We start from the raw sequence: 26978 nt of genomic DNA, 5'->3' as shown, positions 1-26978 counted from the left end.
GCGTAAACAGGATCGATGCGAACGGGCGGATCGCCCTTCCCAAACGCGCAAAACTTGCGGTGCGCACCATATAGCCTTATGCGCGCGCGCATGAACAGCAAGCACGCCCCCGATCCCGCGCTCCTCGCGAAGGCAGAGACCCTTGTCGAGGCGCTGCCCTATATGCAGCGATATGCGGGCAAGACCTTTGTCGTCAAATATGGCGGCCATGCCATGGGCGATCCGGAAGCCGCGCGCGATTTCGCCGAAGATGTCGTGCTGATGAAGGCCGTGGGCATCAATGTCGTCGTCGTCCATGGCGGCGGGCCGCAGATCGGCGCCATGCTCAAGAAGCTGGGCGTCGAATCGCAATTTGTAGGCGGCCTGCGCGTGACCGATGCCGAAACCGCCAAGATCGCCGAGATGGTGCTGGCCGGGTCCATCAACAAGGAAATCGTCGCATGGATCGCCGGTGCAGGCGGACGCGCGGTCGGCATTTCGGGCAAGGACGGGGGCCTGGTCCTGTGCGAGAAGGTGGCAGGCAAGCGCGAGGCGGACCCCAATTCGGGCATCGAGCGCAATGTCGACCTGGGCTTTGTGGGCGATCCGGTGGCGGTCGACCGTCGCATCCTGGACACGCTGGCGCAGGCCGGCATCATTCCGGTGGTCGCGCCGGTGGGCATCGGCGTCGATGGCCATACCTATAATGTGAACGCGGACACGATGGCTGGCGCGATCGCGGCGGAATTGAAGGCGTCGCGCTTCTTCCTGCTGACCGATGTGGCCGGCGTGCTGGACAAGCAGGGCCAGTTGCTGAGCGACCTGGACCCCGCAGCGATCGACGTGTTGCAGAATGACGGCACGATCAGCGGCGGCATGATCCCCAAGCTGGAAACCTGCGTTCGTGCGGTCGAAGGCGGGGTGGACGCCGCCGTCATCCTGGATGGCCGGGTGCCGCATGCGATGCTGCTGGAAATCTTCACCGATCAGGGTGCCGGCACGCTGGTACGGAAATAGACCCGTCCATCCTTTTCCCTTGAAAGGGAGGGGAGATATCAGGCGCGTATCAGCATCCTCGGATCATGCCAGGCGATCCGTTTTTCGGGCAGGGTTCGTCCATCCGGGCCGGGCTTTTCCCAATCCTCGACCTCCGTGCCGCCGCGCGCTGCGTAGAAGCCGCGCGCGGCATTGTTTTCGGTATAACACCACAGGAACAGGCCCGCGTCCGGCCAGCCCGCCACCGCCCAGCGCGCAGCCTGGTCGAGCAGGGCGGTGCCGATCCCGCCGCCCCTGGCCGACGGCAGGGCGTGCAGATTGTCGACCAATGTTCCCCAGCGCGGATCGGCCCCGCCCACGACGCAGGTGAAGCCGATCGCCTGTCCATCGCGTTCCGCAATGATGATCCGCTGGCCCGGTGGCGGCGCAGCCAGCCGCTGCGTCCAGTTTGCCAGCCGTTCCGTCTCGATCGGGCCGGCCAGATAGGCGGGGTCCATGATATGCGCATAGGCGATGCGCCAGCTGGCGACATGGATGGCGGCGATCAAGGGGGCGTCGGCGGGAGCGGCGTCTCTAAACAACATGGTCCCTCCTATAGCGCGCCTGTCGATTTTGTCCCGTCGTTGGTGGAATAAAGCCCGGCGCGTGCTTGTCCCGGCGACGGCTCGCGGTTAGATACAGCGTCACATTCGCGGCAGCGCAGCATGGAAGGCCGATAGCTTGTTCGAATTTCTCAACGCCCTGAACGGCATCGTCTATATCGTGCTGGAAGCGATCTGGTGGATTATCATCGTGCAGGCGGTGCTGAGCTGGCTGATCGTGTTCAACGTCATCAACACCTCCAACGAATATGTCCGCAACGGCCTCTATGCGCTCGATCGGATGACCGAGCCGCTCTATCGTCCGGTGCGCAAGGTCTTGCCCGACCTGGGTGCGCTGGACCTGGCGCCCATGGTCGTGTTGCTGGCGATCATCATCCTGCAAGGGCCGGTGCGCGAGAATCTGTTTGCAGCGCTGATGCGGGCGGTGGCCTGAACGTTGTCTGGAGCGTAGCCGGCGACGATCTGCTTCTGAGCGTCCGGTTGACGCCGGGATCGGCGAAGGAAGAGATAGGCGGCAGCTGGACCGGTGCGCAGGGCGCGCGATGGCTGTCCGCTCGCGTCCGTGCCGTACCCGAAAAGGGGCGGGCCAATGACGCACTGATCGTGCTGCTGGCGAAACGGCTGGATTGGCCGCGCAGCGCGATTTTGCTGGAATCGGGCGATACCAACCGGCTAAAGCGGTTACGGATTGTTGGCGGAGGCGGAGCGTCCGCCCGCCTGACCGCCCTTATTGCAACATGGGTAGAACAGACATGACCATCGGCAAGATCATCGACGGCAAGGCCTTTGCCGCAACCCTGCGCGACAAGGTGGCCGACGGCGTTGGCGCCTTCGTGGACGCGACCGGGCGCAAGCCGGGCCTGGCCGTTGTCCTGGTGGGCGAAGATCCGGCGAGCAGCGTCTATGTCCGGTCCAAGGGCAAGATGACGGTCGCGGCCGGCATGGAAAGTTTCGAGTTCAAGCGGCCCGACAGCATTGGCGAAGAGGATTTGCTCGACCTGATCGAGGAGCTGAACCAGGACGAGCGGGTGGACGGCATATTGGTTCAGCTGCCGCTGCCCAAGCATATCGATGAAGCCGCGGTGATCGGTGCGATCGACCCAGCCAAGGATGTGGACGGTTTCCATGTCGTCAATTCGGGGTTGCTGGCGACGGGGCAGGAGGCGCTCGTGCCCTGCACGCCGCTGGGCTGCATCATGTTGCTGAAGGACGAGCTGGGCGATCTGTCCGGGCTGGAAGCCGTGGTCGTGGGTCGGTCCAACATCGTGGGCAAGCCGATGGCGCAGCTGTTGCTGGCCGAAAGCGCGACGGTGACGATCGCGCACAGTCGCACCCGCGACCTGGCGAGCGTGGTGCATCGCGCCGATATCGTCGTTGCCGCCGTGGGCCGGGCCGAGATGGTGAAGGGCGAATGGATCAAGCCGGGCGCGACCGTAATCGACGTCGGCATCAATCGCATCGCCGATGGCGAGGACGGCAAGAGCCGGATCGTGGGCGACGTCGCCACGGCCGAGGCGCTGGCCCATGTGCGTGCCATAACCCCGGTGCCGGGCGGCGTCGGGCCGATGACCATCGCCGTGCTGCTGCGCAACACGCTGGTCGCGGCGCATGCGCGGGCGGGGCTGGCCAAGCCGGAGGGGCTGTGACGGCGCGACGGACGCTGCTGTCCCTTGGCGTGGCGATGTTGGCCGCTGCGCCGGTTTCCGCGCGCCCGCCGCTGCGCTTCCAGCCCGATCCCAGCAGCGTGATCGCGGCGGAGATCGCCTTCAACCGACTGGCGCAGCAGAAGGGGCAATGGACCGCTTTTGCCGAGACCGCGGCCGATGACGCGGTGATGTTCGTGCCGCAGAAGGTGGTGGCGAAGGACTGGCTGAGGAAGCAGGCGAACCCGGCGGCTTCGGTCAGTTGGGCGCCATCCATCGTCTATGTGTCGTGCGGGGGCGATCTGGCTGCCAGCACCGGCAATTGGAAGCGGCCGGACGGATCGGTCGGCTATTTCACGACCATCTGGCGGCGCGACAAGAAGGGGCGCTGGCGATGGATCATGGACCATGGCGACACGCTGAGCGTGGCGCGGGAGGCGCCGGAGTTTTTGACCGGCAAGGTCGCCACCTGCAAGCGGAGCGAGCGGCCGGATGGGCCGCCGCCCGCGCCAGTGCCGGGCGGGAAGACGAAAAAGGGTGACGCGCCGCCCCCGCCGCCCGATGAGAGCCTGATCTGGAGCGCCGATGCGGCGAACGACGGCAGCCGCCATGTCAGCGTGCGGATGTGGACGGGCAATGAATATCAAACCGTGATCGACGATAGAGTGAAGGCGGGATCATGATCGAATTGTTCATTTCCGCCTTCATCACCCTGTTCGTGGTGATCGATCCGCCGGGCTGTGCGCCCATCTATGCCAGCCTGACCACCGGCGCCAATGCGGTGCAGCGGCGGGCGATGGCGATCCGGGCCGTCGGCATCGCCGCCGCGATCCTGTTTGTATTCGCCCTGTGGGGCAAGCAGCTGCTCGGCACGCTGGGGATTGCGCTCGATAGTTTCCGCATCGCGGGCGGAATCATGCTGTTCCTGATCGCGATGGACATGGTGTTCGAGAAGCGGACCGAACGGCGCGAGGACCGGGCACAGAAGATCGCCGAGACGCCGGAGGTGGAGGATGTTTCCGTCTTCCCCATGGCGATGCCGATGATTGCCGGGCCGGGGTCGATCGCGACGGTCATGCTGCTGATGTCGCGGGCGGATGGCATGGCGCAGCGCATGGTGGTGCTGGGCGCGGTGCTGGTAACGTTGCTGCTGATGCTGGGGTCGCTGCTGGCGGCGGGGCCGCTGATGGCGCTGCTGGGGCGCAAGATCGAGGCGGTGATTACCCGCCTGCTGGGCGTGCTGCTGGCGGCGCTGGCGGCGCAGTTCGTGATCGACGGGTTGAAGGCGAGTTTTTAAAAGACATAAGCGCCGTTCGTTTCGAGCTTGTCGGGAAGCGGTAACAATGCGCTTCACGTTTCTCGACTTCGCTCGGAACGAACGGATATGGTGGTTTATCCCTTCACGTCGGCTTCCGTTACCGGGGCGATCTTGATTTCGACGCGGCGGTTGGCGGCCTTGCCTTCTTCGGTCGCATTGGAGGCGATCGGCTGCGTCTCGCCAAAGCCGCGGGTGCCGATGCGGGCGGACTGGACGCCCTTGCTGGTCAGATAGGCGGCGACCGACTGGGCGCGGCGTTCGGACAGGGTCTGGTTATAAGCGTCGGCGCCGTCGCTGTCGGTATGGCCGTACACGTCGATATAGGTTTTGGGATATTGGGCCAGGACCGATGCGACGTCGTCCAGCGTCGGCTGAAATTGCGGCTGAACGTCCGACTTGTTGTATGCGAAGGTGATGCCCGACGGCATGCGCAGCAGCAGATTGTCGCCGTCGCGAATCACGTCCACGCCGCTGCCTGCGGTTTCCTCGCGAAGCTTGCGTTCCTGCGCGTCCATATAGGAGCCGATGCCAGCGCCCGCGACGGCGCCGATGCCAGCGCCCAGAATCTTTTCCGTGCGGTCGTTGCGGCCGCCGACCAGATCACCCAGCAGATAGCCGCCCAGCGCACCGCCGATGCCGCCGATCGCCGCCTTGGAAATGCTGCGCTGCCCGGTTTCGGGATCGGTGGTGCAGGCGGTGGTGGCCAGCATGGCGGCGAGGCCGGCGGCGCCGATGATGCGGTGAGAAATCCTCATGAACCTGTTCCCTTGTCTTTTCGCCCGATCAAGGCGTCTGCCCCTTTCAATAACCGAGCAAATCTATTGTTCCACCAGCGAACTGAACCGATGATGATGGGGATGTTGTGAAATTGAAAGATTAGCGGTTATAGGAGGTAGTTGACCACCATGGCCACGATCCCCCCCCTCAATCCGACGCCCTTTCCCTGGGCAGATCTTGTCATCATATTGGCGCTTGTCGCGTTGAACGGTGTCTTTGCCATGTCCGAACTGGCCATCGTGTCGGCGCGCAAACCGCGCTTGCAGGCGATGGAGAAGGCCGGGCGCAAGGGCGCGAAGGCTGCGCTGGCGCTGGCGGCCGATCCGGGGCGGTTCCTGTCCACGGTGCAGATCGGCATTACCCTGATCGGCATCGGTACCGGCGCCTATTCGGGCGCGAGCCTGGGCGGGCCGGTGGGCCAGCGGATGCAGATGCTGGGCCTGGCGCCCAACCTTGCTGAAAATGCGGGTTTCGCGCTGGTGATCGGCCTGACCACCTATGCTTCGCTGATCGCGGGGGAATTGGTGCCCAAGCAGTTCGCGCTGCGAGCGCCGGAGCCGATCGCCGTGCTGGTCGCCGTGCCGATGCAATGGCTGGCGAAGCTGACGGCGCCGATCGTGTGGATATTGGACGGATCGAGCAGCCTGATCTTCAAGCTGTTGCGGCTGGACCGCGAATCGGAAAGCCATGTCACCGCAGAGGAACTGCACCTGATCGTCGCGGAGGCGAGCAAGTCCGGCGTCATCGAGGAAAGCGAGCGGGCGATCATTTCGGGCGTTGTGCGGCTGGCCGACCGGCCGGTGCGCGAAGTGATGACGCAGCGCATGGACGTCGACTGGATCGACATCGCGGCCGACGATGCCACCATCCGCAGCCGCTTGCTGGAAACGCCGCACACTCGCCTGCCGGTGGGGCGCGGGTCGGTGGAGGACATTATCGGCATCGTCCAGGCGCGCGACATCATGACCGCGCTGTTCCGGGGCGAGGCGCTCAATCTGGAAAGCCTGATGCGTCGGGCGGACGTCGTGCCCGATCAGGTCGATGCGATGGACGCGCTGGAGGTGCTGCGCCGGTCCGACGTGCCGATGGTGATGGTCCATGACGAATATGGCCATTTCGAGGGGATCGTGACCCCGGCGGACCTGCTGTCGGCGATCGCCGGCCATTTCGCGTCGGACCGCGACGCCTATGACGAGCCGAACATGGTCGAGCGGGAGGATGGCAGCCTGCTGGTATCGGGCCAGATGCCGATCGATCAGCTGGCCGAACGGATCGGCATCGACCTGTCGGAGGACCGCGACTATGCGACCGTGGCGGGCCATGTGCTGTGGCTGATGCGGCGATTGCCGGAGGTCGGCGATTATATCGACGATCAGGGATGGCGATTCGAAATCGTCGACATGGACGGGCGCAAGATCGACAAGCTGCTGGTGGCAGAGCGGTAGCGTTTGGTGAACTGGACAGGCAATCCGTTGGAAGCGAACGGGGAGTTTGAGCCTACAGCGCCTTGACCCAGAATTGCATGGCGTGGTCGCTGGCAACCTGATCGCCCGGTTCCTGCCAGTTGAAATGGCCGATGAGGCCATCAACGGGCACATAGCCGCGTTTGCGCCAGAAGGGGTCCAGCGGGCTGTAGTCGGCCGGGCGGGCCGGATGGTCGACGGGACGGATGACGGCGCAGAAGCTGGCCATGGCGAAGCCCAGTGCGCGGGCCTTGGCTTCGCGGCGATCAAAAAAGGCGTGGCCGACGCCATGACCGCGCCATTGCGGCAGCAGCACCGATTCCCCGAAATAATAGATATTCCCGATGTCCATGCCGCGTGCGCGGAAGGGTTCGGCGAAGGCGGCGGCATGATCGGCCATGGGGGCAGCGGTGGCGGCGCCGACCAATCGTTCCTGCCCGTCAACCTGCGCAAAGGCGCCCGCGATCAGCGCGCCGGGGCTTTGCGCGTAGGCGGTCAGATAGCCACGCTCATAGCCGCCGCTGCCTTCGTAGAGATAGGGATAGTCGCGGAAGACGGCGATGCGCAGTTGCGCCAATGAATCGAGCGCGGCGACCAGTGCCGCGCCCGTTAGATCGCGTATTTCTATGCTGTCGGCGATCGCCGCTTACTCGCTGGCGTTGGCGGCGTTCTCAGCCGGGGCTTCGGTGGCATTGGCCGCGTTGCCGGCTCCGGCCGCATTTGCGCCTTCGGCTGCCGGGGCCGCGTCGGCGGCGGGCAGCGGCAGGTTGGATCCTTGCGTGTTCAGCCAGGCGATGAGGTTGGCGCGATCGGCCGGGTTGCCAAGGCCGGCGAAGGTCATTTTCGTACCGGGCGCAAATTCACGCGGGCTCTTCAACCAATGGTCGAGATTCTCGAAGCTCCATTCGCCGCCCTTGCCCTTGAGCGCTTCGGAGAAGGCGAAGCCGCCCTTGCCCTGGCCGATGGCTTCGCCGACCGTGGCGTAAAGATTGGGACCGATGCCGTTGGCGCCGCCCTGGTTGACGGTGTGGCACGCGGCGCATTTGGCGAAGACCTTCTCACCGGCGGCGACGTCCGCGCTGGCGAGCAGGGTGTTGAGGCCGGGGCCGCTGGCTGCGCCTTCGCCCTCTGCTTCGACGCCTTCGATGGCATAGCCCATCTTTTCGGGCCGTTCTTCATGGAAGATCTTGGAACTGACGATCGCGCCGCCTAGCGCTACGATCCCTGCAAATAACGCCCAACCCGCTGCGGTATTGAAACGATCGCTCATCTCGCCAGACTTCCCTTGCCTTATTGTTATGGCGGCTGTCTTCCGCGCCCCCTCTTGTGGGTTGCCATAATGGGGGATACGCGCAGGCGCAAGCCGGGTTCATCCCTATTGTCATGGAACAGCATGCCAATACTTGCGCGCGGACGGGGGAAATCCTAAGCGCGCGGGCATCCATGGAAAATTATCCCGCCCCCGCCCGCGCGATCGTCGCGGACCTTGCCGCCAAGGCCGCGATCGATCCGGCCCGCGCGGTCGCCTATCAGGGCGCGCCGGGCGCCAATTCGCATCTGGCGGCGCTGGGCTACGCGCCCGATTGCGTGCCGCTGCCCTGTTTCGCGTTCGAGGACGCGATCGACGCAGTGCGCAGCGGCCTGGCGGCGCGGGCGATCATCCCGATCGAAAACAGCCTGCATGGCCGGGTGGCTGATATGCATTTCCTGCTGCCCGAATCGGGCCTGTCGATCATCGACGAATATTTCCTGCGCATTCGCCATTGCCTGATGGCGCCGGACAACAGCCCGGTGAAGAGCGCGATCAGCCATCCCCAAGCGCTGGGCCAGTGTCGCCATTATCTGCGCGAGCGGGGCATCCAGCCGGTCGCCTATGCCGACACGGCGGGTGCGGCCGCGCTGGTGGCAGAAACGCGCACGCCGGGCGAAGGGGCGATTGCGCCCTATCTGGCGGCGGAGTTGTATGGCCTGCGCCTGATCGCCGAGAATATCGAGGATAGCGACGACAATATGACGCGCTTCCTGGTGCTGGCGCGCGATCCCAAGCTGCCGACCGCCAATGTCGGGCCGGTCATGACGACATTCCTGTTCGAGGTGAAGAATATTCCGGCCGCGCTCTACAAGGCGATGGGCGGCTTTGCGACCAACGGGGTCAACATGACCAAGCTGGAAAGCTACCAGCGCGGGGCGAGTTTCGCCGCGACCGAATTCTTTTGCGATATCGAAGGGATGCCGGGCGATCCGGCGGTCGATCGCGCTCTGGCGGAGCTGGAATTCCATAGCAAATGGGTGCGGCAGCTGGGCAGTTACCGGCAGGCGCGGCCGCGGACTTAACATGTCCGTCCCCCGGCGAACGCCGGGGTTCATCTGCACGATCCAAACTGGACCCAGGCCTTCGCCGGGGGACGGAGTGCGATTGCCGGCTTGTTCTTCTTTCGCAGCGGCGTAACCGCGCCTATAGCCCCTGCCATGGTCGCAGCCATCATCCTGTCCGCTCTTGCGATGAGCGCCATTGTCGGCGGGCGCTATCTGCTGGCGAGCGGGGGTTTTGCACTGGCGACGCGGATCAGGCAGCCGGGCCTCTACCGGGGGCTGGAAAAGCAGATGGGGCGGGAGATTGGCTGGTCGCTATTGTCCGCGCTGATCTACGGCGTGCCGGCGGGCGTGATCGCCTGGGGCTGGCAGGCGCGGGGGTGGACGCGCATCTATGAAGATGTCGGCGCTTATCCGCTCTGGTGGATGCCGGTGTCGCTGCTGCTCTATCTGGCGCTGCATGACACATGGTTCTACTGGACGCATCGCTGGATGCATCGGCCGCGCCTGTTTCGTGTCGCCCATGCGGTGCATCATGCCAGCCGGCCACCGACGGCCTGGGCGGCGATGAGTTTCCATCCCTGGGAAGCGGTGACGGGGGCCTTCGTGATTCCCGTTCTGGTGTTGCTGATCCCGATCCATGTAGCGGTGCTGGGATGCGTGCTGACGATCATGACGGTGATGGGGGTGAGCAATCATATGGGGTGGGAGATGTTCCCGCGCTGGATGGTGCGCGGGCCGCTGGGCGGATGGCTGATTACCGCGACCCATCATCAGCGGCATCACGACCAGTATAATTGCAATTACGGGCTTTATTTTCGCGTCTGGGACCGGCTGTGCGGCACCGATAAAGGGCTGGGCGATTTCAGGAAGGGGCGCGGATGAAGGCTGGATTTTGGGCGCCGATGGTGGCGCTGGCAGGGTTGACGGGGGCGGCGCCAGTGGGGCAGTCGCAACCGATCGGCATGACGCTTGACGGGCTGCGATCGGCCAAAGGGCAGATATTGGTGTGCGTGACCCGCACGGCGGCCTTTTTCCCCGATTGCACCAAAGACCCGGAGAAGCGCCATTTCGCCGTCCCGGTGAAAAGTGGGCCGATCCCGCTCGGCGCGATGGTGCCGGGCGATTATGCCATCGCGATCATCCATGACGAAAATGGCAATGGGAAGCTGGATACCTTTGCCGGCATCCCGCGCGAGGGCGTGGGTTTCTCGCGCAATCCGGTGCTGCGCTTTGGCGCGCCCAGCTTCAAATCGTCCAGCTTTCCAGTTGCAGGCGCGCCGGTGGAGCAGGCAATCAGGCTTAAATATTTTCTGTGATCCAGCGCCGTCCTTCGGGGTGTGGGAACCGCTAAGCTTCCGAAACATTCTACGCCCTGAACGCATCTTCATAAACAGGGCTATCATGGATCATTTCCGCTGCCGACTGGCTGCGACATTCGTCGTGGCCCAATTGCTCGTCGCGCCTGCCATGGCGCAGGAAGAGGAGCAGCATAGCACGCTGACCGTGGGCGCCGGAGTCGCGGCCATCCCAAGCTATGAGGGGTCCGACGATTATCGCGTGATGCCGTTGGTGCAGGCGCGCGGGAAGGTGCATGATTTCGCCTTCTGGACGCGCGGCACGGCGCTCTATGTCGATGCCATCCCCGATCCGACCGGCACCGGCGTCGATTTCGAACTGGGGCCCGTGGTCAATGTCCGGCTGGACCGTACCAGCCGCAAGGCGATCCGCGACGATGCCGTACGGGCGCTGGGCAAGCGTGACGTCGCGGTCGAGGTCGGCGGATTTGTCGGTGTCGGCAAGACCGGCGTGATTACCAGCGACTATGACAATCTGTCGGCGCGGGTGGCGGTGACCAAGGATGTGGCGGGCGCCCATGGCAGCTATGTCGTGACTCCCACGATCGAATATTTCACGCCCCTGTCGCTGACGAGCTTCGTCGGTGCGTCGGTGTCCGCGGAATATGTCGGCAAGAAATATGGTCGTTATTATTTCGATATTACCCCGCAGGAGAGCCTGGCCAGCGGTCTGGATGTCTATAACCGGGCCGGTGGGTCGGGCTTCAAGCGGCTGAACGTCAATCTGTCGGCCGGCAAGTCGCTGTCGGGTGATTTGCGCAAGGGCTGGGCGATATTCGGCGTGGCCGGCTATTCCCGCGTGCTGGGCAAATATGCGGATTCGCCGATCGTCGCGGACGCCGGATCGCGCAACCAGTTCGTCGGTGCGCTGGGCATCGGCTACACCTTCTGACGCTTTCCTGCCCTTTCGTCTTGTCCGCAAGGGGTGACGCCCCACATAAGGCGCGGTATGACGGCGGTGCATGACCGCATTGGCAGGAGATATGAGCGTGGCGACCCTGGGATTGAGCGAGGCTGACAAGGCGGCCGTGGAGGCGTTTCGCCAGGATGTGGTCGAGCCTTCGCGCACGAGCCTGGTGATCGTCGATTTCTGGGCCGAATGGTGCGGGCCGTGCAAGCAACTGACCCCGGTGATCGAGAAGGTCTGCGCGGAATATGCGCCAAAGGGCGTGAAGCTGGTCAAGGTGAATGTCGACGAAAATGGCTTCATCGCCAGCCAGTTCCGGGTGCAGTCGATCCCGACCGTCTATGCCGTGTTTCAGGGCCAGCCGGTTGCGGACCTGAGCCAGGCGCGCACTGAAGGGCAATTGAAGCAGTATCTGGACCAGCTGCTGTCGCAACTGCCGATCGAATCCGATGAAAAGGCGCAGTTGCAGGAAATCGCGCCGCTGATCGCCATGGGTGAGGAAGTGCTAGCGGCTGGCGATGCCGAACGGGCGCTCTCGGTGTTCGGCCAGCTGGCCGAGATGGTGCCGGACAATGTCGAGGTTGCGTCAGGGCTGGCGCGGGCGCTGGTGGCTTTGGGTCAGCTGGACGAGGCGGAGGCGGTGCTGGCCGCGCTGCCCGCCGATGTGGCGAAGAATGTGGCGATCGATCAGGCGCGTGCCGCCATCGCGCTGGCGCGCGACGTCAAGCCGGTGGCGGACCTTTCGGGCGTGCAGGCGCGGGTGGATGCCGATGGCGACGATCATGAGGCGCGGTTCGAGCTGGCCGGCGGGCTGATGGCCAATGGCGATCGCGACGGCGCGGCCGAAGCGCTGCTGGAGATCGTGCGGCGCGACCGGGCGTGGAATGATGGCGCGGCGCGGGCGCAGTTGCTGACCATTTTCGACGCCGTAGGTCTGGAAGATCCATGGGTGTCGGCGCAGCGGCGCAAGCTGTCCCAAATCCTTTTTTCGTAACGCGCATGCCGCTCGCGCGCGTCTCGATCTTTCCCTTGTCCGGTGCCTTGCTGTTGCCGGGCATGGACCTGCCGCTGCATATATTCGAGCCGCGTTATCGGGCGCTGATCCATGACGCCATGGCGCGCGATCGGCGGATTGGCATGATTCAGCCGCGTGGGGCAGGTGCGGTGCCGCCGCTGTTCGATGTCGGGTGCCTGGGCCATGTCAGCCAGATCGAGGCGTTGGATGACGGACGTTTCAACATCGTGCTGACGGGTCTGACCCGGTTCCGCGTGGTCCGCGAGCTGACGGTGTCCACCCAGTTCCGGCAGATCGAGGCGGATGTCGAACAGGCGCCGCAGGAGGATGAGGTGCTGCACGCGGTCGAGCGTGCGGCGCTGGAGCAGGAATCGCGGCGCTTTGCCGATTTGCTGGGCTATGTGGTGGATTGGACGGCTGTGTCGCGGCTGGACGATACGGCGCTGGTCAACGGGATCGCGCAGATCGTACCGTTCGATCCGGCGGCCAAGCAGACATTGCTGGAGGCCGATACGCTGTCCGAGCGGTCTGAGCGGATCATCCAACTGATGCAGATCGTCGGGCGGATAGAGCGCGATGGCAGCGCGACGATGCAGTGAAAAACGGGGCAGTGACAGAAGGCGCAGTGAGAGACGGGGCATGAGCGATGTTGCCGGAAAAAATGGCGTCCCGATAGATCCGTGGCTGCTGGGCAAGCTGGTCTGTCCGGTGACGCGCACGCTGCTGCGCTGGGACGCGGAACGGGAGGCATTGCTGTCCGATGCGGCGGGGCTGGCCTTTCCGGTACGCGATGGCGTGCCGGTGCTGGTGGTGCGGAAGGCTGTGCCGATTTGACCGGTATATCGTTTGGCCTGCGGGTCTGATATCATCGGGTCATGGTTGAGAGACTGGCCTTGTCATTGTTGATGGTGCTCGCTGCGCCGGCCGTGATGGCCGCCACGCCGCCGGCCGCGCCGCCTGCTGTCGGACCGGCCGTGTCGGACAGCCGGGGCCTGTCCTGTACCGCCGACGACCGGTCGGTGCGCGAGATCGTGATCGACTTTACCGGTGGGCGCTGGCGCGATGCCGGTGGGGCATGGAACAAGATCGTGGCGCAGGACGATGCGACCATCACGCTAGTCAAGCAGGGCGGCGGGGTGATCAGCGGCATATTGAGCGATACCCGCCGGGTCGAGCGGCTGGACCGGACGACCTTGGTCCTGTCGACCGAATTGCATGCGGGCCTGATCGACGAAGCGCGGTCCTATCGCTGCAAGATCGTTCCGCCCTTCAACGCCAAACGGCAGATATAGGCTCGCTTCGCGCGCGACCGACCCTTGCCCCCTCCCTGGATGGGAGGGGAATATTGTGCCTTATTTGAATGCGGCGATACATTCCACTTCGAGCGGGGCGCCCAGTGCCAGGCCGTCTGCACCGAACGCGCTGCGGGTGGGAAGGCGTTTGCCTGCGAAATAGGGGAGATAGGCGGCGTTGAAGCGCGGCCAGTCAGCCATGTCGTCCAGCATGACCGTGCATTTGACGACATGGCCATAGTCGAGGCCGTTGTCTTTCAATATCTTGCCGATCGAGTCCATCGCGCCTTTGACGGCGGCGTCGAACCCTTCCTTATGCTTGTCCATCCCTTCGGGCACTTGGCCGATCTGGCCCGACATGAAGAGAATGTCGCCCACCCGTATCGAGGGGGAGAAGGGGAGTTTGGCCGGCATGGGTTGCGGCGTGGCGGCAGGCTGGGCGAAGGCTGGCGCGGCGGCCAGCAGCAGGGCGGTGGCGAGAAGGTGCTTCATAAGTCTCTCCATACAGGATCAGGCGCGCGGGAGCACGGCGAGCAGGCGGTCCACATCACCCATATCGTTGAAGACCGAGGGGGCGATGCGGAAATGATGGTCGTGGAGCGAAATGCGCACCTGCGCCTTGGCCAGAGGCTCGGTCAGCTGGGCTCTGGCCTGGGGGTGCAGGGCGGTCAGGATCGGGGTCTTCGTGCCGGGCGGGGTGATGATGCCGTAGCCCTTGGCGGTCAGGCCGTCGCGCAGCGGGGCGATCAGGCTTTGCGCATGGGCCTGGATCGTGGGCACGCCCAGCGCGCTGATATAGTCGAGGCCATGGTCGATCGCGGCGATAACCGATTGGGCATAGGTGCCGGTGCCGAAATGGCCGAGCGCGCCGGGACGGATGCTGTAGCTGACCGGCGCGTCGCCCGGCGGGTCCATGGGATAGATATGGGTTTCCGGTGGCGACAGGGTGATGCCGGGCGGGGCGCCGGGAGCGGCGAAGCCATAATAGCCGAAGTCCGCGCGCGGCAGATTGTCCAGCACGCCGCGCCGGGCGTAGAGGAAGCCCAGGCCAAAATCGCCCATCAGCCATTTATAGGTGGCGCAGGCGGCAAAATCGACGGTGCTGGCGTGGAGATCGACCGGGACTGCGCCGGCCGCATGGATGATGTCGGCATAGACGAGCGCGCCGGCGGCATGGGCGAGGTCGCAGACGGCCTTCAGATCGTGCTGGAAGCCATTATAGGTTGAGACGAGCGAAAGGCTGACCAGCCTGGTGCCCGGCGTGATGGCTTTGGCCATATCCTCCATAGCGATGCGGCCATTGCGGGCCTGCACCCAGGCGACGTCCATCCCCTGTTTCGCCAGTTCCTGATACATCGGGAAACCGGCGTAGAAATGGAGCGTGTCGGTGACGACGCGGCCTTTATTGTGCGGAAAGCCGAGCGCGCGCAGGATCGCCTGCTCGCCCATGGTGGTGGACTGAACCCAGGTGACTTCGTCCGGGTCGGCGTTCACCAGCCGGGCGAATTTGGCAAGGGTTGCAGCGCGATCGACAGGCTTGCGCGCAGTGGCGGCGGGATCGAGCGTGCGGGCGGCGACATAGGCGTCCATCGCTGCGCGTGCGCTCAGGCTGATCGGATGGGTGGAGGCGCTGTCGAGATAGGCGATGGGGGTCGGCGCGAAGCTGGCCTTGTCCGGCAGGCTGGTCGGAGTTCTGGCCGCGCGGGCGGCCTGGGCCGCCAGCGGAACGGCGATCGCTGCGCCCAGTGCCTGCCTGCGGGACAGTGTCATGCCATGACCTTGGCGAAGGCGATCTTGAACGCCTGCATTTCCGCCGGCGTGCCGAAGGAAACGCGAACCCAGTCGTCCATATGCTTGCGCGGGCCGCCGATGAAGATCTTCTGGGCGGCGAGCGCTGCCGTCACCGCCGCGCCGGGGCGGCCGACATGGATCATCGCGAAGCTGCCTTCGCTGGGCAGATAACGGATGCCGCGCTGGTCGAGCCAGGCGAAGAGATCGTCGCGCACGGCTTTATTATACGCCTTGCGCTCCGGCAGCAATTTCGGGTCGAGCAGGCTGGCTTCGGCGGTGACCACGGCGGGCATGGGCGTGATATTGACGCCATAATCGGCCATGCCGTCGAGCAGATCCTGCCGTCCGGCGATGAGGCCACAGCGCAGACCGGCAAGGCCGTAGATTTTCGAGAAGGTCCGCGCGACCAGAACGTCCGCGCCCTTTGCCACCAGGTCGAGGCAGGATGGCGCATCGCTGAAATGGATATAGGCTTCATCGATCAGCAGCACCGACCCTGCGGGCTTGTTGGCGAGCAGCCATTCAATGTCTGCGCGGGGCGTGACGAGGCCGGTTGGGTTGTTAGGATTGCAGATATAATAGACGCCGGCATTGGGCGCGGCGGCGAGCATCTGACGCAGGTCGCCACGGAAATCGCCGGACAGAGGGATAGGGACGGCGCTGGTGACGACCTTGTTGCCCTTCCCCACGAAGCCGCTGTCGAAGGTCGGTTCGAAAAAGGCGATCGGCCGGTCCTGCGATGAGTAGGTCAGCGCCACCGAGCGCAGCGTCATATAGGAACCGGGGTGGACCTGAACCTCTTCCGGTTTCAGGCCGTTCTGCCGCGCGAACAGCCGTTCCAGCTGTGCGGCGAACGCCATGCCATAGCGGCCGGACAGCTTGTCGAGGCCGCCAAGCGCTTCCAGGGCGGCGGGGCAGGGGCCGAGTGGGTTTTCGTTGCTGTTGATATAGACCGCGTCGGTCAGGGTCGCCACCATGGCGGCGGGATCGTCGGGCAGGGCGACCTTTCGCCCGCGCTGGGCGAGGGCGGGGGCAGCGCTCGCTGCACCGGCGGCGGCTATGGCGCCGCGCATCAGCATGCGGCGGGATAGGCTGGCGTCGGTCATTCTTCGCTTCCTTGCGCAGCGATGCGCTTCACGGCGGCTTCGCTGACAGGTTCGGGATAGCTATTGTCGAAATGGGTGCGGACATAGCCGACGACCGATGCGACCTGCGCCGGCGTGAGCATTTCGGAGAACCAGGGCATGCCGCCCTGGCCCTTCATGACCACGGTGATCGGATAATCGGCGTCGGCCAGCTTGGCATTGTGGGCCAGTGCCGGAACGGTGCCGTCGGGCGACCCCTGCGCCTTGTCCAGATGGCAGGCGGCGCAGATCTGGTTATAAACCTGCTCTCCATCGGGCAGGGCGATCTTGACCGGGCGGCCGCCGGGGGAATCCGCCAGAGCGGGCGCGGCGGCCAGCGCCGTGAGCGCGGCCAGGCGCAGGATTGCCCCGCGCATCAGGCGGCCTGCGCGCGTTCGTGGATCTGGGTGATGGCGTCGATCCCCGACAGGATCGACCCTTCCATCCAGCCGCCATAATAGCTGGCATGTTCCCCCGCCAGAACGACGCGATTGTCGAGCGTGACGAGATTTTTGTAATGCGCCTTGCGGTTTTCCTCGCTCCAGGCGGAAGTGCAGCCCAAAATCCATGGCACGCGGCTCCATGGTACCGACACGCCGCTGAGAAATTCCTTGCGATATTGCGGATGGAAGACCTCGCCCTGTTTCAGGGCGGTTTCGATGCGCTGCTGCGGCGTCATGCTGGCCAGCTGGAAACCGGCGAGGTCGCGGGCGAAGGCGCCGAGCAGCACGGCCGGGCCGGACCCGAACATCTTGTCATTGGGGTAGGAGAGCTGGGTGATGGTCTGGTCGGTAAAGCTGTGGCCGCCATAGATATTGTCGTCTTCCTCCCAGAAGCGACGCTTGAATTCCATGCCGATCTTGACGTGGCCGCCATAGGGGACCGCCTTCATCGCGGCTTTCAGCGCCGGAGACACCTGCATGTCGACCTGGCTGATGATCGACAGCGGAATGGTGCAGACGCACCAGTCGGCGCTGACATCGTGCATCTGGCCGGTCGCGACATCCTTGTAGCTGACGGTCACGCCCTTGTCCGATTGCGCCACCTTCGTCGCCTTGGCATTGTAGGTGACGATCTTGCCGATCTTCCTGGCGAAGGCCTTGCCGATCATGTCCATGCCGCCGACGGGCTGGAACATCGTCGTCTGCATGACATAGCTGAAATAGAAGGACATGGCGGTCCAGACCTGCGGGTCGAGCACATCCTGCAACTTGGCGATCTGCGACGGGGTGGGCGCGCCGTTGCGGCCGCCGCCGGGCGCCTGATCATAGCCGCGCTGGGCGGACACTTTCAGGCTGCTGGTGTAAGCGAGATTCTTGTCCAGCACGCCCCAGTTGCGGAGCGCCTCCATCAGCTTTTCCTTGTCCTCGGCGGACAATTTGTCGTCCAGCGCCTTGGCGCTGACCGCCTTGGCCAGAAGTTCCGAGGTGTGACCCTTGAAGTCGGTCGCGACTTCCTTGTAGCGCATCGGCTTGCCACCAAAGGCTTCGGTAGAATGGATGAAGCCATTATGGTTGAGCTGGATGAAGGGTTCCAGCGCGACGCCGAACTGGCGGCAATAATGGAGCAATGCCTTGTGATGGTGCGGGATGCGCCATGGGCCGGGGTTGATATAATTGCCGGGCGCAAACTGTACCTTCTGCACCGTGCCATCGCTTTCGGTGAAGGTATCGCCGCCGCGCAGCGAATAGTTGCGGCCGCCGGGGCGATCCTGAAACTCCAGTATCTTGACGCTGTATCCGGCCTTTTGCAGCTCATAGGCAGCGGCCATGCCGGCCAGACCTGCGCCCAGGATGATGACGGACGCACCGGGCTTTGCGCCGCTCAGCACCGGCGGGCCGGTGAACTGGGTTTCGGCGGCGTGGCCCAGCGCGGTCATCGCCTGATACATGGCCGCCGCGCCGCCGACCTTGCCGATCATGGTCAAAAGGTCACGGCGGCTGGGTGCTGTAGAGTCTGTCATGCTGGCTTCCCGTCTGGACGGGCGAGTATGGTGCGGCAGGGGCCTCGCCCCCAAAATCCCTGCCGTTATGGGCCCTGCCTTCTTGAATCTCTTTTCCGTTGGTGCGACCCGAACGGCTCAGGGTGCCTTGGCCGCGACGCCCTCTATCTCGATAAGCTGCTGCGGCCGGGCGAGCGCTGCGATCTGGAAGGCGGAACGGGTCGGCAGATTGGGCTGGTCGGCGGTGCCGAAGAATTTCTTATAGGCGCGGGTCAGGCCGTCGCGGTCCATCTTGCCGTCCTTTTTGGGATCGCCGACGAGGAAGACGGTGAGCTTCACCATGTCACCCATGGTCAGGCCCATTTCGGCCAGTTGCGCCTTCATCTTGGTGAAGATGGACAGGGCCTGCGCTTCGGTATCGCCATAAGCGTCCGCGCTGTCGGTGTCGGCGGGATTGATCGGCGCGGCGGTGGCGCCGGAGAGATAGTAGAAGGTGCTGCCGGGCGGCACGATGGCAGCGCTGGCGATCATGGCGCCGGGCGCCTGCTTATGTTCGACGGTGGCGGCCGAAGCCGATCCAACTGCCGATCCGGTGGCCGTGGCGAGCAGAAGCGATGTGGCAATAATCGCTGCTTTCATGACAATCCCCCTTCCATAATAGAGTGGAGGGCCGGTCCTTGCCGGACCGGCCCTCCTTCGTGACTTCGCTTAGAATTTGAAGTCGATGCGGGCGTAGTAGTAACCGCCTGCCGTGCCGTACGGACCGAAGTTGTACGGGCTGTTATAGCTGGCCGACCCGTTGATGTAGGGCGATGTACCCGCCGGGATGGTCACGCCCTGCAACAGGGCCGGGATTTCCGGCTTCTTGTTGAACAGGTTGTTCGCACCGATCGAGACCGTAACCGCATCAGTGAAGTCATAGCTGGCTTCCAGATCGGTGATACCCGCCGGCTTGACCTCTGCGGTGTAGATGGACGGCAGACCCGCTGCCGTCAGGGCGGAGGCCGACACGCCCGGCTGTACCAGCAGGCTCGACTTGCCATAGAAGGTTTCGCGGGCGTTCAGGGTGAACCGGCCGCTCTTGAACAGCGCGCCCAGGACGACCTTATATTCCGGCGAAGAATCTTCGATGTTGCTTTCGGAGATGACGCTGAAGACCGTCGGAATCTTGTTCTTCGTGATCTTCGTCTTGTTGTAGTTGGCCGAAAGCGACAGGTTCAGGCTGCCGAAGTCCAGCGCCACCGGATAGGCGGCCGAGAAGTCGATACCCCAGGTGCGGGTGTCGATGCCGTTGGTGAAGCTTTGCGCACCGATGTTCGGCAAGGCAGCGTCGAACACCACGCCAGCCGCCTGAAGCGCCGAGATGATGGCCGGCGCATCCGGCGTGGCGACGCCACCCTGAACCGCATAGCGGGCGGCGGTGAGCGCGATGCGGTCCTTGATCTTGATGAGATAGCCATCAAGCGTCACGGTCAGCTTCGGGATCGGGCGGAAGACGAAGCCGCCCGAGAAGTTGGTCGATTTTTCAGGACGCAGGTTCGAGAAGCCCAGCAGGCTGGCCGCTGCCGAACCGGCCGGCAGCACCGCGACGGCGCTGGTCGGGCCGACCGCCACGGTCGAATAATGCTGTTCGGCAAGCGTCGGGGCGCGAAAGCCGGTGCTGACCGTACCACGCAGGGCGAGGGCATCACTGAAGTCATAGCGGCTGGTGACCTTGCCGATCAGCGTGTCGCCGGCATCGCTATAATCTTCATAACGGCCGGCAAGGTCGATCGACCATGCGTCCACCGGCTTGGCGATGAAGTTGATATAGCCAGCCTTCGAGTTGCGGCTCCAGTCGCCTGCGTCGCTGGGCTTGTAGCCGGGGAAGGACTGAACGCCGGTCTTGTAGGTCGAGTAATAGTCGCCAGCGACGATCTTGTAGGTGTCGCGGCGATATTCGCCGCCGAAGGCGAAGGTCAGCGGCTCGGCCATGCCGATGTCGAATTCCTTGCGCATGTCGGCCGTGACCGTGGTCTGGCTCAGGCGGAAGCCGCCGTCATAGGCCGAGCTGGGCGTGTTGGGCAGCACGCCCGAACCGGCCAGATACTGGGCGTAGGTTTCCTGCCAGACTTCGCGATGGGCCGAATTTTCGGTCCAGATTTCGGTCTTGTCATTGCCGTAGGTGGTCGAGAGGTCGTAGTTCCAGCCGCCGCCGAATTCGCCCTTGGCGCCGATGGTGAAGCTATATTCTTCCTGTGCGACGTGCTGGAGCGGGACCATGCCGACGACGCCGGTGTTGCCGTAACAGATGGCGCCGGCATCATAGGCGGCCGGCGTCACGCTGCCGCCGATATTGCCGGCTTCGTAGCAGACGCGCTTGGGATGACGATAGCCCTGCTTGGCATAGCCGACGCGGCGGGCATAGTCGCCGAAGCTGTAGAGTTCGACGCCGCCGAAATCATAGCCCATATTGTAGAAGACGTTGGTGAGGTACGTCTTGGGCTGGCCACCGTTGATATGGGCGAGCGCGTCGCCGGTCAGGTTCGACCATTGGGCCGGGGCGTTGGGCTGGAGCGCGCCGTTAAGCTGCGTCACCTGAACCTGGCCGGTGCCGGTGGTGGTGTAATCCTGGCGACGGTGGAAGGCGCTGAGGTTGAAATAGCCGTCTTCGCCCAGCTTGAAGCCGACATTGCCGGAAACCGAGAAGAGTTCGCCTTCGCTATTATAGTTCTGTCCGCCGGTGACCTTGAAGCTGCCGCCTTCATTGTCATCCTTGAGGATGAGGTTGATAACGCCGGCGATCGCGTCGGTGCCGTAAACGGCCGCAGCGCCTTCCTGAAGGATTTCGACACGCTCGATGGCGTCGGGCGGAATGAGGTCCAGGCTGGGCGCGGCCGAACCGCCGAACGGGCCGCTGGCGACCTGAAGAATGGCCGAGCCATGGCGGCGCTTGCCGTTGACCAGCAGCAGCGTGTGGTTGGGCGACAGGCCGCGCAGACGGGCCGACAGCGAGAAGCTCGACATGTCGGTGCCCTGGGTCTGGGCGGTGAAGCCCGGCACGATCTGAGTGAGAACCTGGTTGAGGTTGGGCTGGCCCACATGGCTGATGGCCTCTTCGCTCAACACCTGCACGGGTGCGGCTGCTTCGGCGGCGGACATGCCGACGGCGCGGGTGCCGGTGACGATGATGGCGGAACCGTCATCAGCCTGCGGTTCCTGGGGCGCTTCTTGTGCAAGCGCACAAGCGGACCAGGACGAGGCGAGGATAAGTGAAAGTTTGAGTGCGGACAGTCGTGTCATTCATGCCCCCTGTTTTTGCATTATAGATGACAAGGGTGACGACGGACGGTCTGATGAAATCCTCTACTGCATTGCGAAAAATTGCACTAAAAAGACAATATTTCACAATTGTTTCTTATAATTAGCCGATCAGGATATTGGGCATGTAGCAAAAGGTGCAATTGACGATCGTGCATAAGAGCCATGCCATTTTGCAATCGCATGGCATGGCGGATTTTTCGTCTTCCTTCGTTTTATATCTCTTACGTCGTATTTACGGGCGTATCGCAGCGTCGATCAGCGCCTTGGCTTGCGTACCTTCCCAATCCATCGCGCCGATGACGCGGACCATTTCCTTGCCCTGCGCATCATAGATGACCGTGGTGGGCAGGAGGCCGGTGGCATAATGGAAGCCCAGCTGGTTTTCCGGATCGACCCAGCCCTTGAGATGGGGCAGGTCATGCTTTTCGAAAAAGGGCCCGGCGGCCTTCAGGCCCTGATTGTCCTGCGAGATGGTGAGGACGGTCAGTCCTTTTGGGCCGTAGGTGGCGGCGATCCGGTCGAGCGTCGGCATTTCCGCGATGCAGGGCGCGCACCAGGTCGCCCAGAGATTGACCAGCATCGGCTTGCCGGCGAAATCCTTGAGCGTCTTTTTGCCGCCATCGGGGTCGAGAAAGGCGAAATCAGGGGCAGGGGTGCCCGCCTTGCTGCGATCGAGACGATAGTCGAACGTGCCGTCCTTCGCGCCGATACCCTTAACTCCATTCGACGTCGCCGCAACCTCGCCACTGATGGCGGCATTGGCTTGCTCCTTTGGCGGCGATTGCCTATCGCAGGCCGCCAGAGCGGCAGGCAGGAGCAGTATCATTAGCGCGCGTGAAGAAGAGATCACTGGGAAAGGCTCCAACAGCATGTGGGGCGGCCGGTTCGCCGCCGGCCCGGCATCGATCATGCGTGAGATAAATGCCTCCATCCCCTTCGACAAGCGATTGTGGAAACAGGATATCGCCGGGTCCAAGGCGCATGTCGCGATGCTGGCCAGACAGGGTATCGTTTCGCAGGCGGATGCCGACGCGATTTCGGCGGGACTCGACACGATCGCGGCCGAATATGAAGCCAATGGTGTGCCGGTCAACCTGGACCTTGAAGACATTCATATGGTCACCGAGTCGCGGCTGGCCGAACTGATCGGCCCCGTGGCCGGGCGGTTGCACACGGCGCGCAGCCGCAACGATCAGGTGGCGACCGATTTCCGCCTGTGGGTGCGCGACGCCATCGACGAGGTCGAGGCCGGGCTGCTCGGGCTTCAGCGCGCGCTGGTGGCGCGGGCGGAGGAGAATGCCGAGGCAGTGATGCCGGGCTTCACCCACCTGCAATCGGCGCAGCCGGTGACGTTGGGCCATCATCTGATGGCCTATTATGAAATGGTGCGGCGCGATCGCAGCCGCTTTGCCGACGCGCGGGCGCGGGCGGATGAGTGTCCGCTGGGCGCAGCGGCGCTGGCGGGCACGGGTTTCCCGACCGATCGCCATATGACGGCGGCCGCCTTGGGTTTTGCCAAGCCCACCGACAACAGCCTGGACAGCGTCAGCGACCGTGACTTCGCGCTCGATTATCTGATGGCGGCGACGCAGGCGTCGCTGCATCTGTCGCGGCTGGCCGAAGAATTCATCATCTGGGCGAGCCAGCCCTTCGGCTTTGTCAAGCTGCCCGACGCTTATTCCACCGGCAGCTCGATCATGCCGCAAAAGCGCAACCCGGACGCCGCCGAGCTGGTGCGCGGTCATGCCGGGCGGATCATGGGCTGCATGACGGCTTTGTGCGTCACGATGAAGGGGCTGCCGCTCGCTTATTCCAAGGATATGCAGGACGACAAGCCGCCCGTGTTCGAGGCGCACGACCTGCTCGCTCTGTCGATCGCGGCGATGACCGGCATGATCGAGACGGTGACGTTCCGCACCGACCGGATGCGCGGGCTGGCCGAGAGCGGCTTTGCGACCGCGACGGACCTGGCCGACTGGCTGGTGCGCGAGGGCGGCATTCCGTTCCGCGAGGCACATCATATCACCGGGCGTGCGGTGGCGGCGGCGGAAGCGGCGGCGGTGCCGCTGGACAAGCTGCCGCTGGAGACGCTCAAGGAGATTGACGCGCGGGTCGACGATCGCATCTATGCGGTGCTGACGGTAGATGCTTCGGTCGCCAGCCGGCAAAGCCATGGCGGTACCGCGCCTGCCCAGGTGCGGGCGCGGATCGCCGACGCGAAGAAGGAACTGGGAGCATGAAGATGCGCGCGCTGGTCGGGCTGGGATTGATGGCTTTGGCGTTGACCGCCTGTGGCGGGCGTCAGCCGTTGAAGCCGGTCAAGGGCCAGAGCCTGCCCGCTGTGCCGGTGGGCGCTGCGACCGCACCGACCGCCGCGCAACTGATGCAGCCTTCCATTCAGGCCCGGCCTGAACGCAACGTGGAATTGCTGACCCAATCCCGCAAGCGCGCCGACGACCCGTTCGACCTGCCACCTGAAAAGCAGCCGAAATAAGCCAGGAATAGCGACTTTGGACCATTTTGATTATGTGAACGGCACCATGCAGGTGGAGCATGTGCCGCTGGACGCGATCGCCGATACGGTCGGTACGCCTGTCTATGTTTATTCGACGGCGACGCTGGAGCGCCATGTCGGCGTGTTCCGCGAAGGGTTGAGCGCGCTCGATAATCCGCTGATCGCCTTTGCGGTGAAGGCCAATCCCAATGGCGCGGTGCTGGCGACGCTGGCGAAGCTGGGGCTGGGCGCGGACGTGGTGTCGGGCGGCGAGCTGCTGCGCGCGATCGCGGCGGGGATATCGGCGGATCGCATCGTCTTTTCCGGCGTCGGCAAGACGGCCGACGAAATGCGGCTGGCGCTGGACAAGGGCATTTACCAGTTCAACCTGGAAAGCGAGCCGGAAGCCGAGATGCTGTCGGAAGTCGCGCTCTCCATGGGTAAGCGCGCGCCGGTCGCCTATCGCATCAACCCCGATGTGGACGCGGGCACCCACGCCAAGATTTCGACCGGCAAGTCGGAGAATAAATTCGGTATTCCCTATGACCGGGCGCTGGAAAGCTATGCCGCCGCGCGCGATCTGCCGGGTCTGGATGTGCAGGGCGTGGCCGTGCATATCGGCAGCCAGCTGACCGACCTGGCGCCGCTGGAGGCTGCCTTTACCAAGGTGGGCGTGCTGATCGAGGCGCTGCGCGCGGCGGGGCATGACATTCGCACCGCCGACCTCGGCGGCGGTCTTGGCGTGCCTTATGATCCTTCGCAGCCTCTGCCGCCCAGCCCTGCCGACTATGGCGCGATGGTGTGCCGGGTGACGCAGAATTGGCCGGTGCGGCTGATGTTCGAGCCGGGCCGCGTGATCGTCGGCAATGCCGGCGTGCTGCTGTCGCGGGTGGTGCGGGTGAAGCAGGGCGCGCAGGCACCCTTCGTCATCGTCGATGCGGCGATGAACGACCTGATGCGCCCCAGCCTGTATGACGCATGGCATGATATCCGGGCGGTCAAACCGGCCGGTGTGCGCGAAACGGCCAATGTCGTGGGGCCGGTGTGCGAGACGGGCGATACATTTGCCATGCATCGCGACATGGATGTGGTGCAGGCGGGCGATCTGGTAGCCTTCATGACGGCAGGCGCCTATGGCGCGACCATGGCGGGCACCTATAACAGCCGGCCGCTGACGCCCGAAGTGCTGGTGTCGGGCGACAAATGGGCGGTGGTGCGCGAGCGGCCGCCGCTGGAAGCGCTGATCGCGGCGGACATCATCCCCGACTGGGTCGGCAACTGATGCAAAGCCTGCCCGTCTTCCTGGCGTTGACGGGCCGACCGGTCATTCTGACCGGGCAAGGTGAGGCGGCCGACGCCAAGCGCCGCCTGCTGGAGCGGGCGGGCGCGATCATCGTGGGCGAGGATGATATGGATGCCCGGATCGCCATCGTGGTCGATGGCGACGAGGCGGTGGTGGCGCGGTTGAAGGCGCGAGGCATGCTGGTCAATGCGACCGACCGGCCGGCGCTGTGCGATTTCACGCTGCCGGCGATCGTGGATCGTGACCCGGTGCTGATCGCGATCGGCACGGGCGGGGCGTCGGCGGGTCTGGCGGCGGCGCTGCGGCAACGGCTGGAGGCATTGTTGCCGGCGCATCTGGGCGATTTGGCGCGGGCGCTGTTTGCGGCGCGGAGCCAGTTGCGACGGCTATGGTCGGATGCGGCGCAGCGGCGGCAGGCGATCGGCAAGGCGCTGGCGCCGGGTGGGGTGATCGACCCGCTGGGTTCCGATCCGAATGTGGACACGTGGCTGGCGGATACGGCCGATGCGGCGGTGGGTGAGCTGTATGTCCTGCGGCTGCGATCGGCGGACCCGGACGATCTCACCCTGCGCGACGCGCGGATGCTGGCGCAGGCGGATCGGGTCTATCATCGGGCCGACGTGCCGACGGCAATTCTGGATCGGGCCAGGGCGGATGCCCTGCGGATCGTGGCGGATCGGATGCCGACGGAACAGGACGAGGGGCTGACCGTCTGGGTGGAGCTTTAACCCTGCGCGGCCTGTAGCCGTTCGACCTCGTCATGCAGCGCCTGGATCGAGGAGACGAGTCGGGCGCGGTCGATCTGCATTTCGCGCAGCGCTTCGCGGGTTTCGCCCAGTTCCACGGCGCGGCGGGCGATGCGGGCGTCCAGTTCGGCATTGTGGCGGGCGAGCGCCCCGACCTGCTCTGCGCGCTGGCACAGATGGCGCATGCGTGCGTCCAATACATCGAAATCGAAAGGCTTTACGACATGGTCGTCGGCGCCTGCGTCCAGCGCCTCGACGACGGACTGGCTGTCGAGGCGGCCCGCAATCATCACGAAGCAGGCGTTGCCGGCCAGGTTGGCGGCGCGAATTTTCTGCATCAGGGCGACGGCCGGCAGCATCGTGAGGCTCGTGTCGATCAGGATGATGTCGACGGGGCGCGTGATGAGCATATTGAGGGCTATGAACCCGTTTTCCGCCAGCACGACATCATAGTTGAGATGGGACAGGCGACGGGCGGCGACGGCGCGGGCGGTGGGATTTTCATCGACCAGCAGCAGGCGCACCCGGCGTTGCTGCCGTGCCTCGGACAGGCTGTTCGATTCGCCATGACGGATGCGGTCGCGCTTGAAAAATGCCATGTCATCCCACTTT

General features: G+C 64.4%; 32 protein-coding genes. 19 read left to right on the top strand and 13 right to left on the bottom strand.

All coding sequences use genetic code 11. From position 1 onward, the window contains the following. Window positions 1-78: 78 nt before the first annotated feature. A complete protein-coding gene (gene argB, locus AC07UX_RS09525) occupies window positions 79-996 on the top strand; it encodes an acetylglutamate kinase (RefSeq protein ID WP_495191650.1) in 918 nt (305 codons plus the stop codon). A gap of 38 nt (window positions 997-1034) precedes the next feature. Here the strand turns inward: argB and AC07UX_RS09520 are convergent, their stop codons facing one another. Beyond that, complete coding sequence (locus tag AC07UX_RS09520; protein ID WP_495191649.1) at window positions 1035-1559, bottom strand: GNAT family N-acetyltransferase; 525 nt, start codon at window positions 1557-1559, stop codon at window positions 1035-1037. A gap of 136 nt (window positions 1560-1695) precedes the next feature. On the opposite strand from AC07UX_RS09520, the gene AC07UX_RS09515 reads away from it, so the two are divergent. From AC07UX_RS09515 to AC07UX_RS09495, 5 genes are read left to right on the top strand one after another with little or no spacing between them, the layout of a single operon-like run. Beyond that, window positions 1696-2010: a YggT family protein gene (locus AC07UX_RS09515; protein WP_495191648.1), complete on the top strand. Its 315-nt coding sequence runs from the start codon at window positions 1696-1698 to the stop codon at window positions 2008-2010. Continuing rightward, window positions 2007-2333 (top strand): DUF167 domain-containing protein, encoded by a 327-nt coding sequence (locus tag AC07UX_RS09510; RefSeq protein ID WP_495191849.1) that lies wholly within the window; start codon window positions 2007-2009, stop codon window positions 2331-2333. Before AC07UX_RS09515 ends, AC07UX_RS09510 begins: the two co-directional genes overlap by 4 nt. After that, window positions 2330-3223, top strand: a complete 894-nt coding sequence (gene folD / locus AC07UX_RS09505) for a bifunctional methylenetetrahydrofolate dehydrogenase/methenyltetrahydrofolate cyclohydrolase FolD (protein ID WP_495191848.1) — start codon at window positions 2330-2332, stop codon at window positions 3221-3223. The genes AC07UX_RS09510 and folD overlap by 4 nt, the downstream gene beginning before the upstream one ends. After that, window positions 3220-3903, top strand: a complete 684-nt coding sequence (locus AC07UX_RS09500; RefSeq protein ID WP_495191647.1) for a YybH family protein — start codon at window positions 3220-3222, stop codon at window positions 3901-3903. Before folD ends, AC07UX_RS09500 begins: the two co-directional genes overlap by 4 nt. After that, window positions 3900-4517 carry a MarC family protein gene (locus AC07UX_RS09495; protein WP_495191646.1) on the top strand — a complete coding sequence of 206 codons (618 nt, stop codon included), beginning with the start codon at window positions 3900-3902 and terminating at the stop codon, window positions 4515-4517. Before AC07UX_RS09500 ends, AC07UX_RS09495 begins: the two co-directional genes overlap by 4 nt. A gap of 95 nt (window positions 4518-4612) precedes the next feature. Here AC07UX_RS09495 and AC07UX_RS09490 read toward each other — a convergent pair whose 3' ends face one another. Beyond that, window positions 4613-5293 carry a YiaD family glycine zipper/OmpA-like lipoprotein gene (locus AC07UX_RS09490; RefSeq protein ID WP_495191645.1) on the bottom strand — a complete coding sequence of 227 codons (681 nt, stop codon included), beginning with the start codon at window positions 5291-5293 and terminating at the stop codon, window positions 4613-4615. Window positions 5294-5443: 150 nt separating this feature from the next. Here AC07UX_RS09490 and AC07UX_RS09485 point away from each other — a divergent pair, with 150 nt between their 5' ends. Beyond that, on the top strand, window positions 5444-6760 hold the full coding sequence (locus AC07UX_RS09485; RefSeq protein ID WP_495191644.1) for a hemolysin family protein: 1317 nt from the start codon (window positions 5444-5446) through the stop codon (window positions 6758-6760). Between the two features lie 52 nt (window positions 6761-6812). Here AC07UX_RS09485 and AC07UX_RS09480 read toward each other — a convergent pair whose 3' ends face one another. Together AC07UX_RS09480 and AC07UX_RS09475 are read right to left on the bottom strand one after the other, a co-directional pair. Beyond that, window positions 6813-7355: a GNAT family N-acetyltransferase gene (locus AC07UX_RS09480; RefSeq protein ID WP_495191643.1), complete on the bottom strand. Its 543-nt coding sequence runs from the start codon at window positions 7353-7355 to the stop codon at window positions 6813-6815. A gap of 69 nt (window positions 7356-7424) precedes the next feature. Further along, entirely contained in the window at window positions 7425-8048 is a 624-nt protein-coding gene (locus AC07UX_RS09475) for a c-type cytochrome (protein ID WP_495191642.1), read from the bottom strand. Between the two features lie 173 nt (window positions 8049-8221). Here AC07UX_RS09475 and AC07UX_RS09470 point away from each other — a divergent pair, with 173 nt between their 5' ends. From AC07UX_RS09470 to AC07UX_RS09435, 8 genes are all read left to right on the top strand, one after another. Further along, window positions 8222-9112: a prephenate dehydratase gene (locus AC07UX_RS09470; RefSeq protein WP_495191641.1), complete on the top strand. Its 891-nt coding sequence runs from the start codon at window positions 8222-8224 to the stop codon at window positions 9110-9112. A 135-nt stretch (window positions 9113-9247) separates the two neighbouring features. Then, the gene (locus tag AC07UX_RS09465) at window positions 9248-9976 is read left to right on the top strand and encodes a sterol desaturase family protein (RefSeq protein ID WP_495191640.1); all 729 of its coding nucleotides are present in this window, start codon (window positions 9248-9250) and stop codon (window positions 9974-9976) included. Then, window positions 9973-10410, top strand: coding sequence for a DUF2141 domain-containing protein (locus AC07UX_RS09460; RefSeq protein ID WP_495191639.1), 438 nt, complete (start codon window positions 9973-9975; stop codon window positions 10408-10410). Before AC07UX_RS09465 ends, AC07UX_RS09460 begins: the two co-directional genes overlap by 4 nt. A gap of 85 nt (window positions 10411-10495) precedes the next feature. Next, a complete protein-coding gene (locus AC07UX_RS09455; RefSeq protein WP_495191638.1) occupies window positions 10496-11341 on the top strand; it encodes a MipA/OmpV family protein in 846 nt (281 codons plus the stop codon). A gap of 97 nt (window positions 11342-11438) precedes the next feature. Further along, window positions 11439-12350, top strand: a complete 912-nt coding sequence (locus AC07UX_RS09450; RefSeq protein WP_120250860.1) for a tetratricopeptide repeat protein — start codon at window positions 11439-11441, stop codon at window positions 12348-12350. A gap of 5 nt (window positions 12351-12355) precedes the next feature. Then, window positions 12356-12970 carry an LON peptidase substrate-binding domain-containing protein gene (locus tag AC07UX_RS09445; RefSeq protein ID WP_495191637.1) on the top strand — a complete coding sequence of 205 codons (615 nt, stop codon included), beginning with the start codon at window positions 12356-12358 and terminating at the stop codon, window positions 12968-12970. A gap of 40 nt (window positions 12971-13010) precedes the next feature. Next, entirely contained in the window at window positions 13011-13205 is a 195-nt protein-coding gene (locus AC07UX_RS09440) for a Trm112 family protein (protein WP_495191636.1), read from the top strand. Window positions 13206-13246: 41 nt separating this feature from the next. After that, window positions 13247-13663: a hypothetical protein gene (locus tag AC07UX_RS09435; RefSeq protein WP_495191635.1), complete on the top strand. Its 417-nt coding sequence runs from the start codon at window positions 13247-13249 to the stop codon at window positions 13661-13663. Between the two features lie 60 nt (window positions 13664-13723). Here AC07UX_RS09435 and AC07UX_RS09430 read toward each other — a convergent pair whose 3' ends face one another. The 8 genes from AC07UX_RS09430 to AC07UX_RS09395 form a co-directional block, all read right to left on the bottom strand. Next, window positions 13724-14155 carry a RidA family protein gene (locus AC07UX_RS09430; protein ID WP_495191634.1) on the bottom strand — a complete coding sequence of 144 codons (432 nt, stop codon included), beginning with the start codon at window positions 14153-14155 and terminating at the stop codon, window positions 13724-13726. An 18-nt stretch (window positions 14156-14173) separates the two neighbouring features. Next, entirely contained in the window at window positions 14174-15433 is a 1260-nt protein-coding gene (locus AC07UX_RS09425) for an aminotransferase class V-fold PLP-dependent enzyme (RefSeq protein ID WP_495191633.1), read from the bottom strand. Beyond that, complete coding sequence (locus AC07UX_RS09420; RefSeq protein WP_495191632.1) at window positions 15430-16560, bottom strand: aminotransferase class I/II-fold pyridoxal phosphate-dependent enzyme; 1131 nt, start codon at window positions 16558-16560, stop codon at window positions 15430-15432. The genes AC07UX_RS09425 and AC07UX_RS09420 overlap by 4 nt, the downstream gene beginning before the upstream one ends. Continuing rightward, complete coding sequence (locus AC07UX_RS09415) at window positions 16557-16955, bottom strand: c-type cytochrome (RefSeq protein WP_495191631.1); 399 nt, start codon at window positions 16953-16955, stop codon at window positions 16557-16559. The genes AC07UX_RS09420 and AC07UX_RS09415 overlap by 4 nt, the downstream gene beginning before the upstream one ends. After that, window positions 16955-18541 carry a flavin monoamine oxidase family protein gene (locus tag AC07UX_RS09410; RefSeq protein WP_495191630.1) on the bottom strand — a complete coding sequence of 529 codons (1587 nt, stop codon included), beginning with the start codon at window positions 18539-18541 and terminating at the stop codon, window positions 16955-16957. The genes AC07UX_RS09415 and AC07UX_RS09410 overlap by 1 nt, the downstream gene beginning before the upstream one ends. Before the next feature lie 117 nt (window positions 18542-18658). Beyond that, window positions 18659-19159: a RidA family protein gene (locus AC07UX_RS09405; protein WP_495191629.1), complete on the bottom strand. Its 501-nt coding sequence runs from the start codon at window positions 19157-19159 to the stop codon at window positions 18659-18661. 69 nt (window positions 19160-19228) lie between these two features. Further along, window positions 19229-21802 (bottom strand): TonB-dependent receptor plug domain-containing protein, encoded by a 2574-nt coding sequence (locus tag AC07UX_RS09400; protein WP_495191628.1) that lies wholly within the window; start codon window positions 21800-21802, stop codon window positions 19229-19231. Window positions 21803-22055: 253 nt separating this feature from the next. Further along, window positions 22056-22649, bottom strand: coding sequence for a TlpA family protein disulfide reductase (locus AC07UX_RS09395; RefSeq protein WP_495191627.1), 594 nt, complete (start codon window positions 22647-22649; stop codon window positions 22056-22058). Window positions 22650-22692: 43 nt separating this feature from the next. Between AC07UX_RS09395 and argH the strand changes: the two genes are divergently transcribed. From argH to AC07UX_RS09375, 4 genes are read left to right on the top strand one after another with little or no spacing between them, the layout of a single operon-like run. Beyond that, entirely contained in the window at window positions 22693-24063 is a 1371-nt protein-coding gene (argH, locus tag AC07UX_RS09390) for an argininosuccinate lyase (protein WP_495191626.1), read from the top strand. Beyond that, window positions 24060-24317: a hypothetical protein gene (locus AC07UX_RS09385; RefSeq protein ID WP_495191625.1), complete on the top strand. Its 258-nt coding sequence runs from the start codon at window positions 24060-24062 to the stop codon at window positions 24315-24317. Before argH ends, AC07UX_RS09385 begins: the two co-directional genes overlap by 4 nt. Before the next feature lie 16 nt (window positions 24318-24333). Next, the gene (gene lysA / locus AC07UX_RS09380; RefSeq protein WP_495191624.1) at window positions 24334-25599 is read left to right on the top strand and encodes a diaminopimelate decarboxylase; all 1266 of its coding nucleotides are present in this window, start codon (window positions 24334-24336) and stop codon (window positions 25597-25599) included. After that, a complete protein-coding gene (locus AC07UX_RS09375; RefSeq protein WP_495191623.1) occupies window positions 25599-26348 on the top strand; it encodes a precorrin-2 dehydrogenase/sirohydrochlorin ferrochelatase family protein in 750 nt (249 codons plus the stop codon). Before lysA ends, AC07UX_RS09375 begins: the two co-directional genes overlap by 1 nt. Here AC07UX_RS09375 and AC07UX_RS09370 read toward each other — a convergent pair. Further along, window positions 26345-26965 (bottom strand): response regulator, encoded by a 621-nt coding sequence (locus tag AC07UX_RS09370; RefSeq protein WP_495191622.1) that lies wholly within the window; start codon window positions 26963-26965, stop codon window positions 26345-26347. The genes AC07UX_RS09375 and AC07UX_RS09370 overlap by 4 nt on opposite strands. Window positions 26966-26978: the final 13 nt, after the last annotated feature.

Source organism: Sphingobium sp. GW821-FHT02B05, from assembly GCF_059421905.1.
The sequence above is the reverse complement of the archived record's forward strand: the minus strand, read 5'-3'. Positions and strand labels throughout refer to the sequence as shown.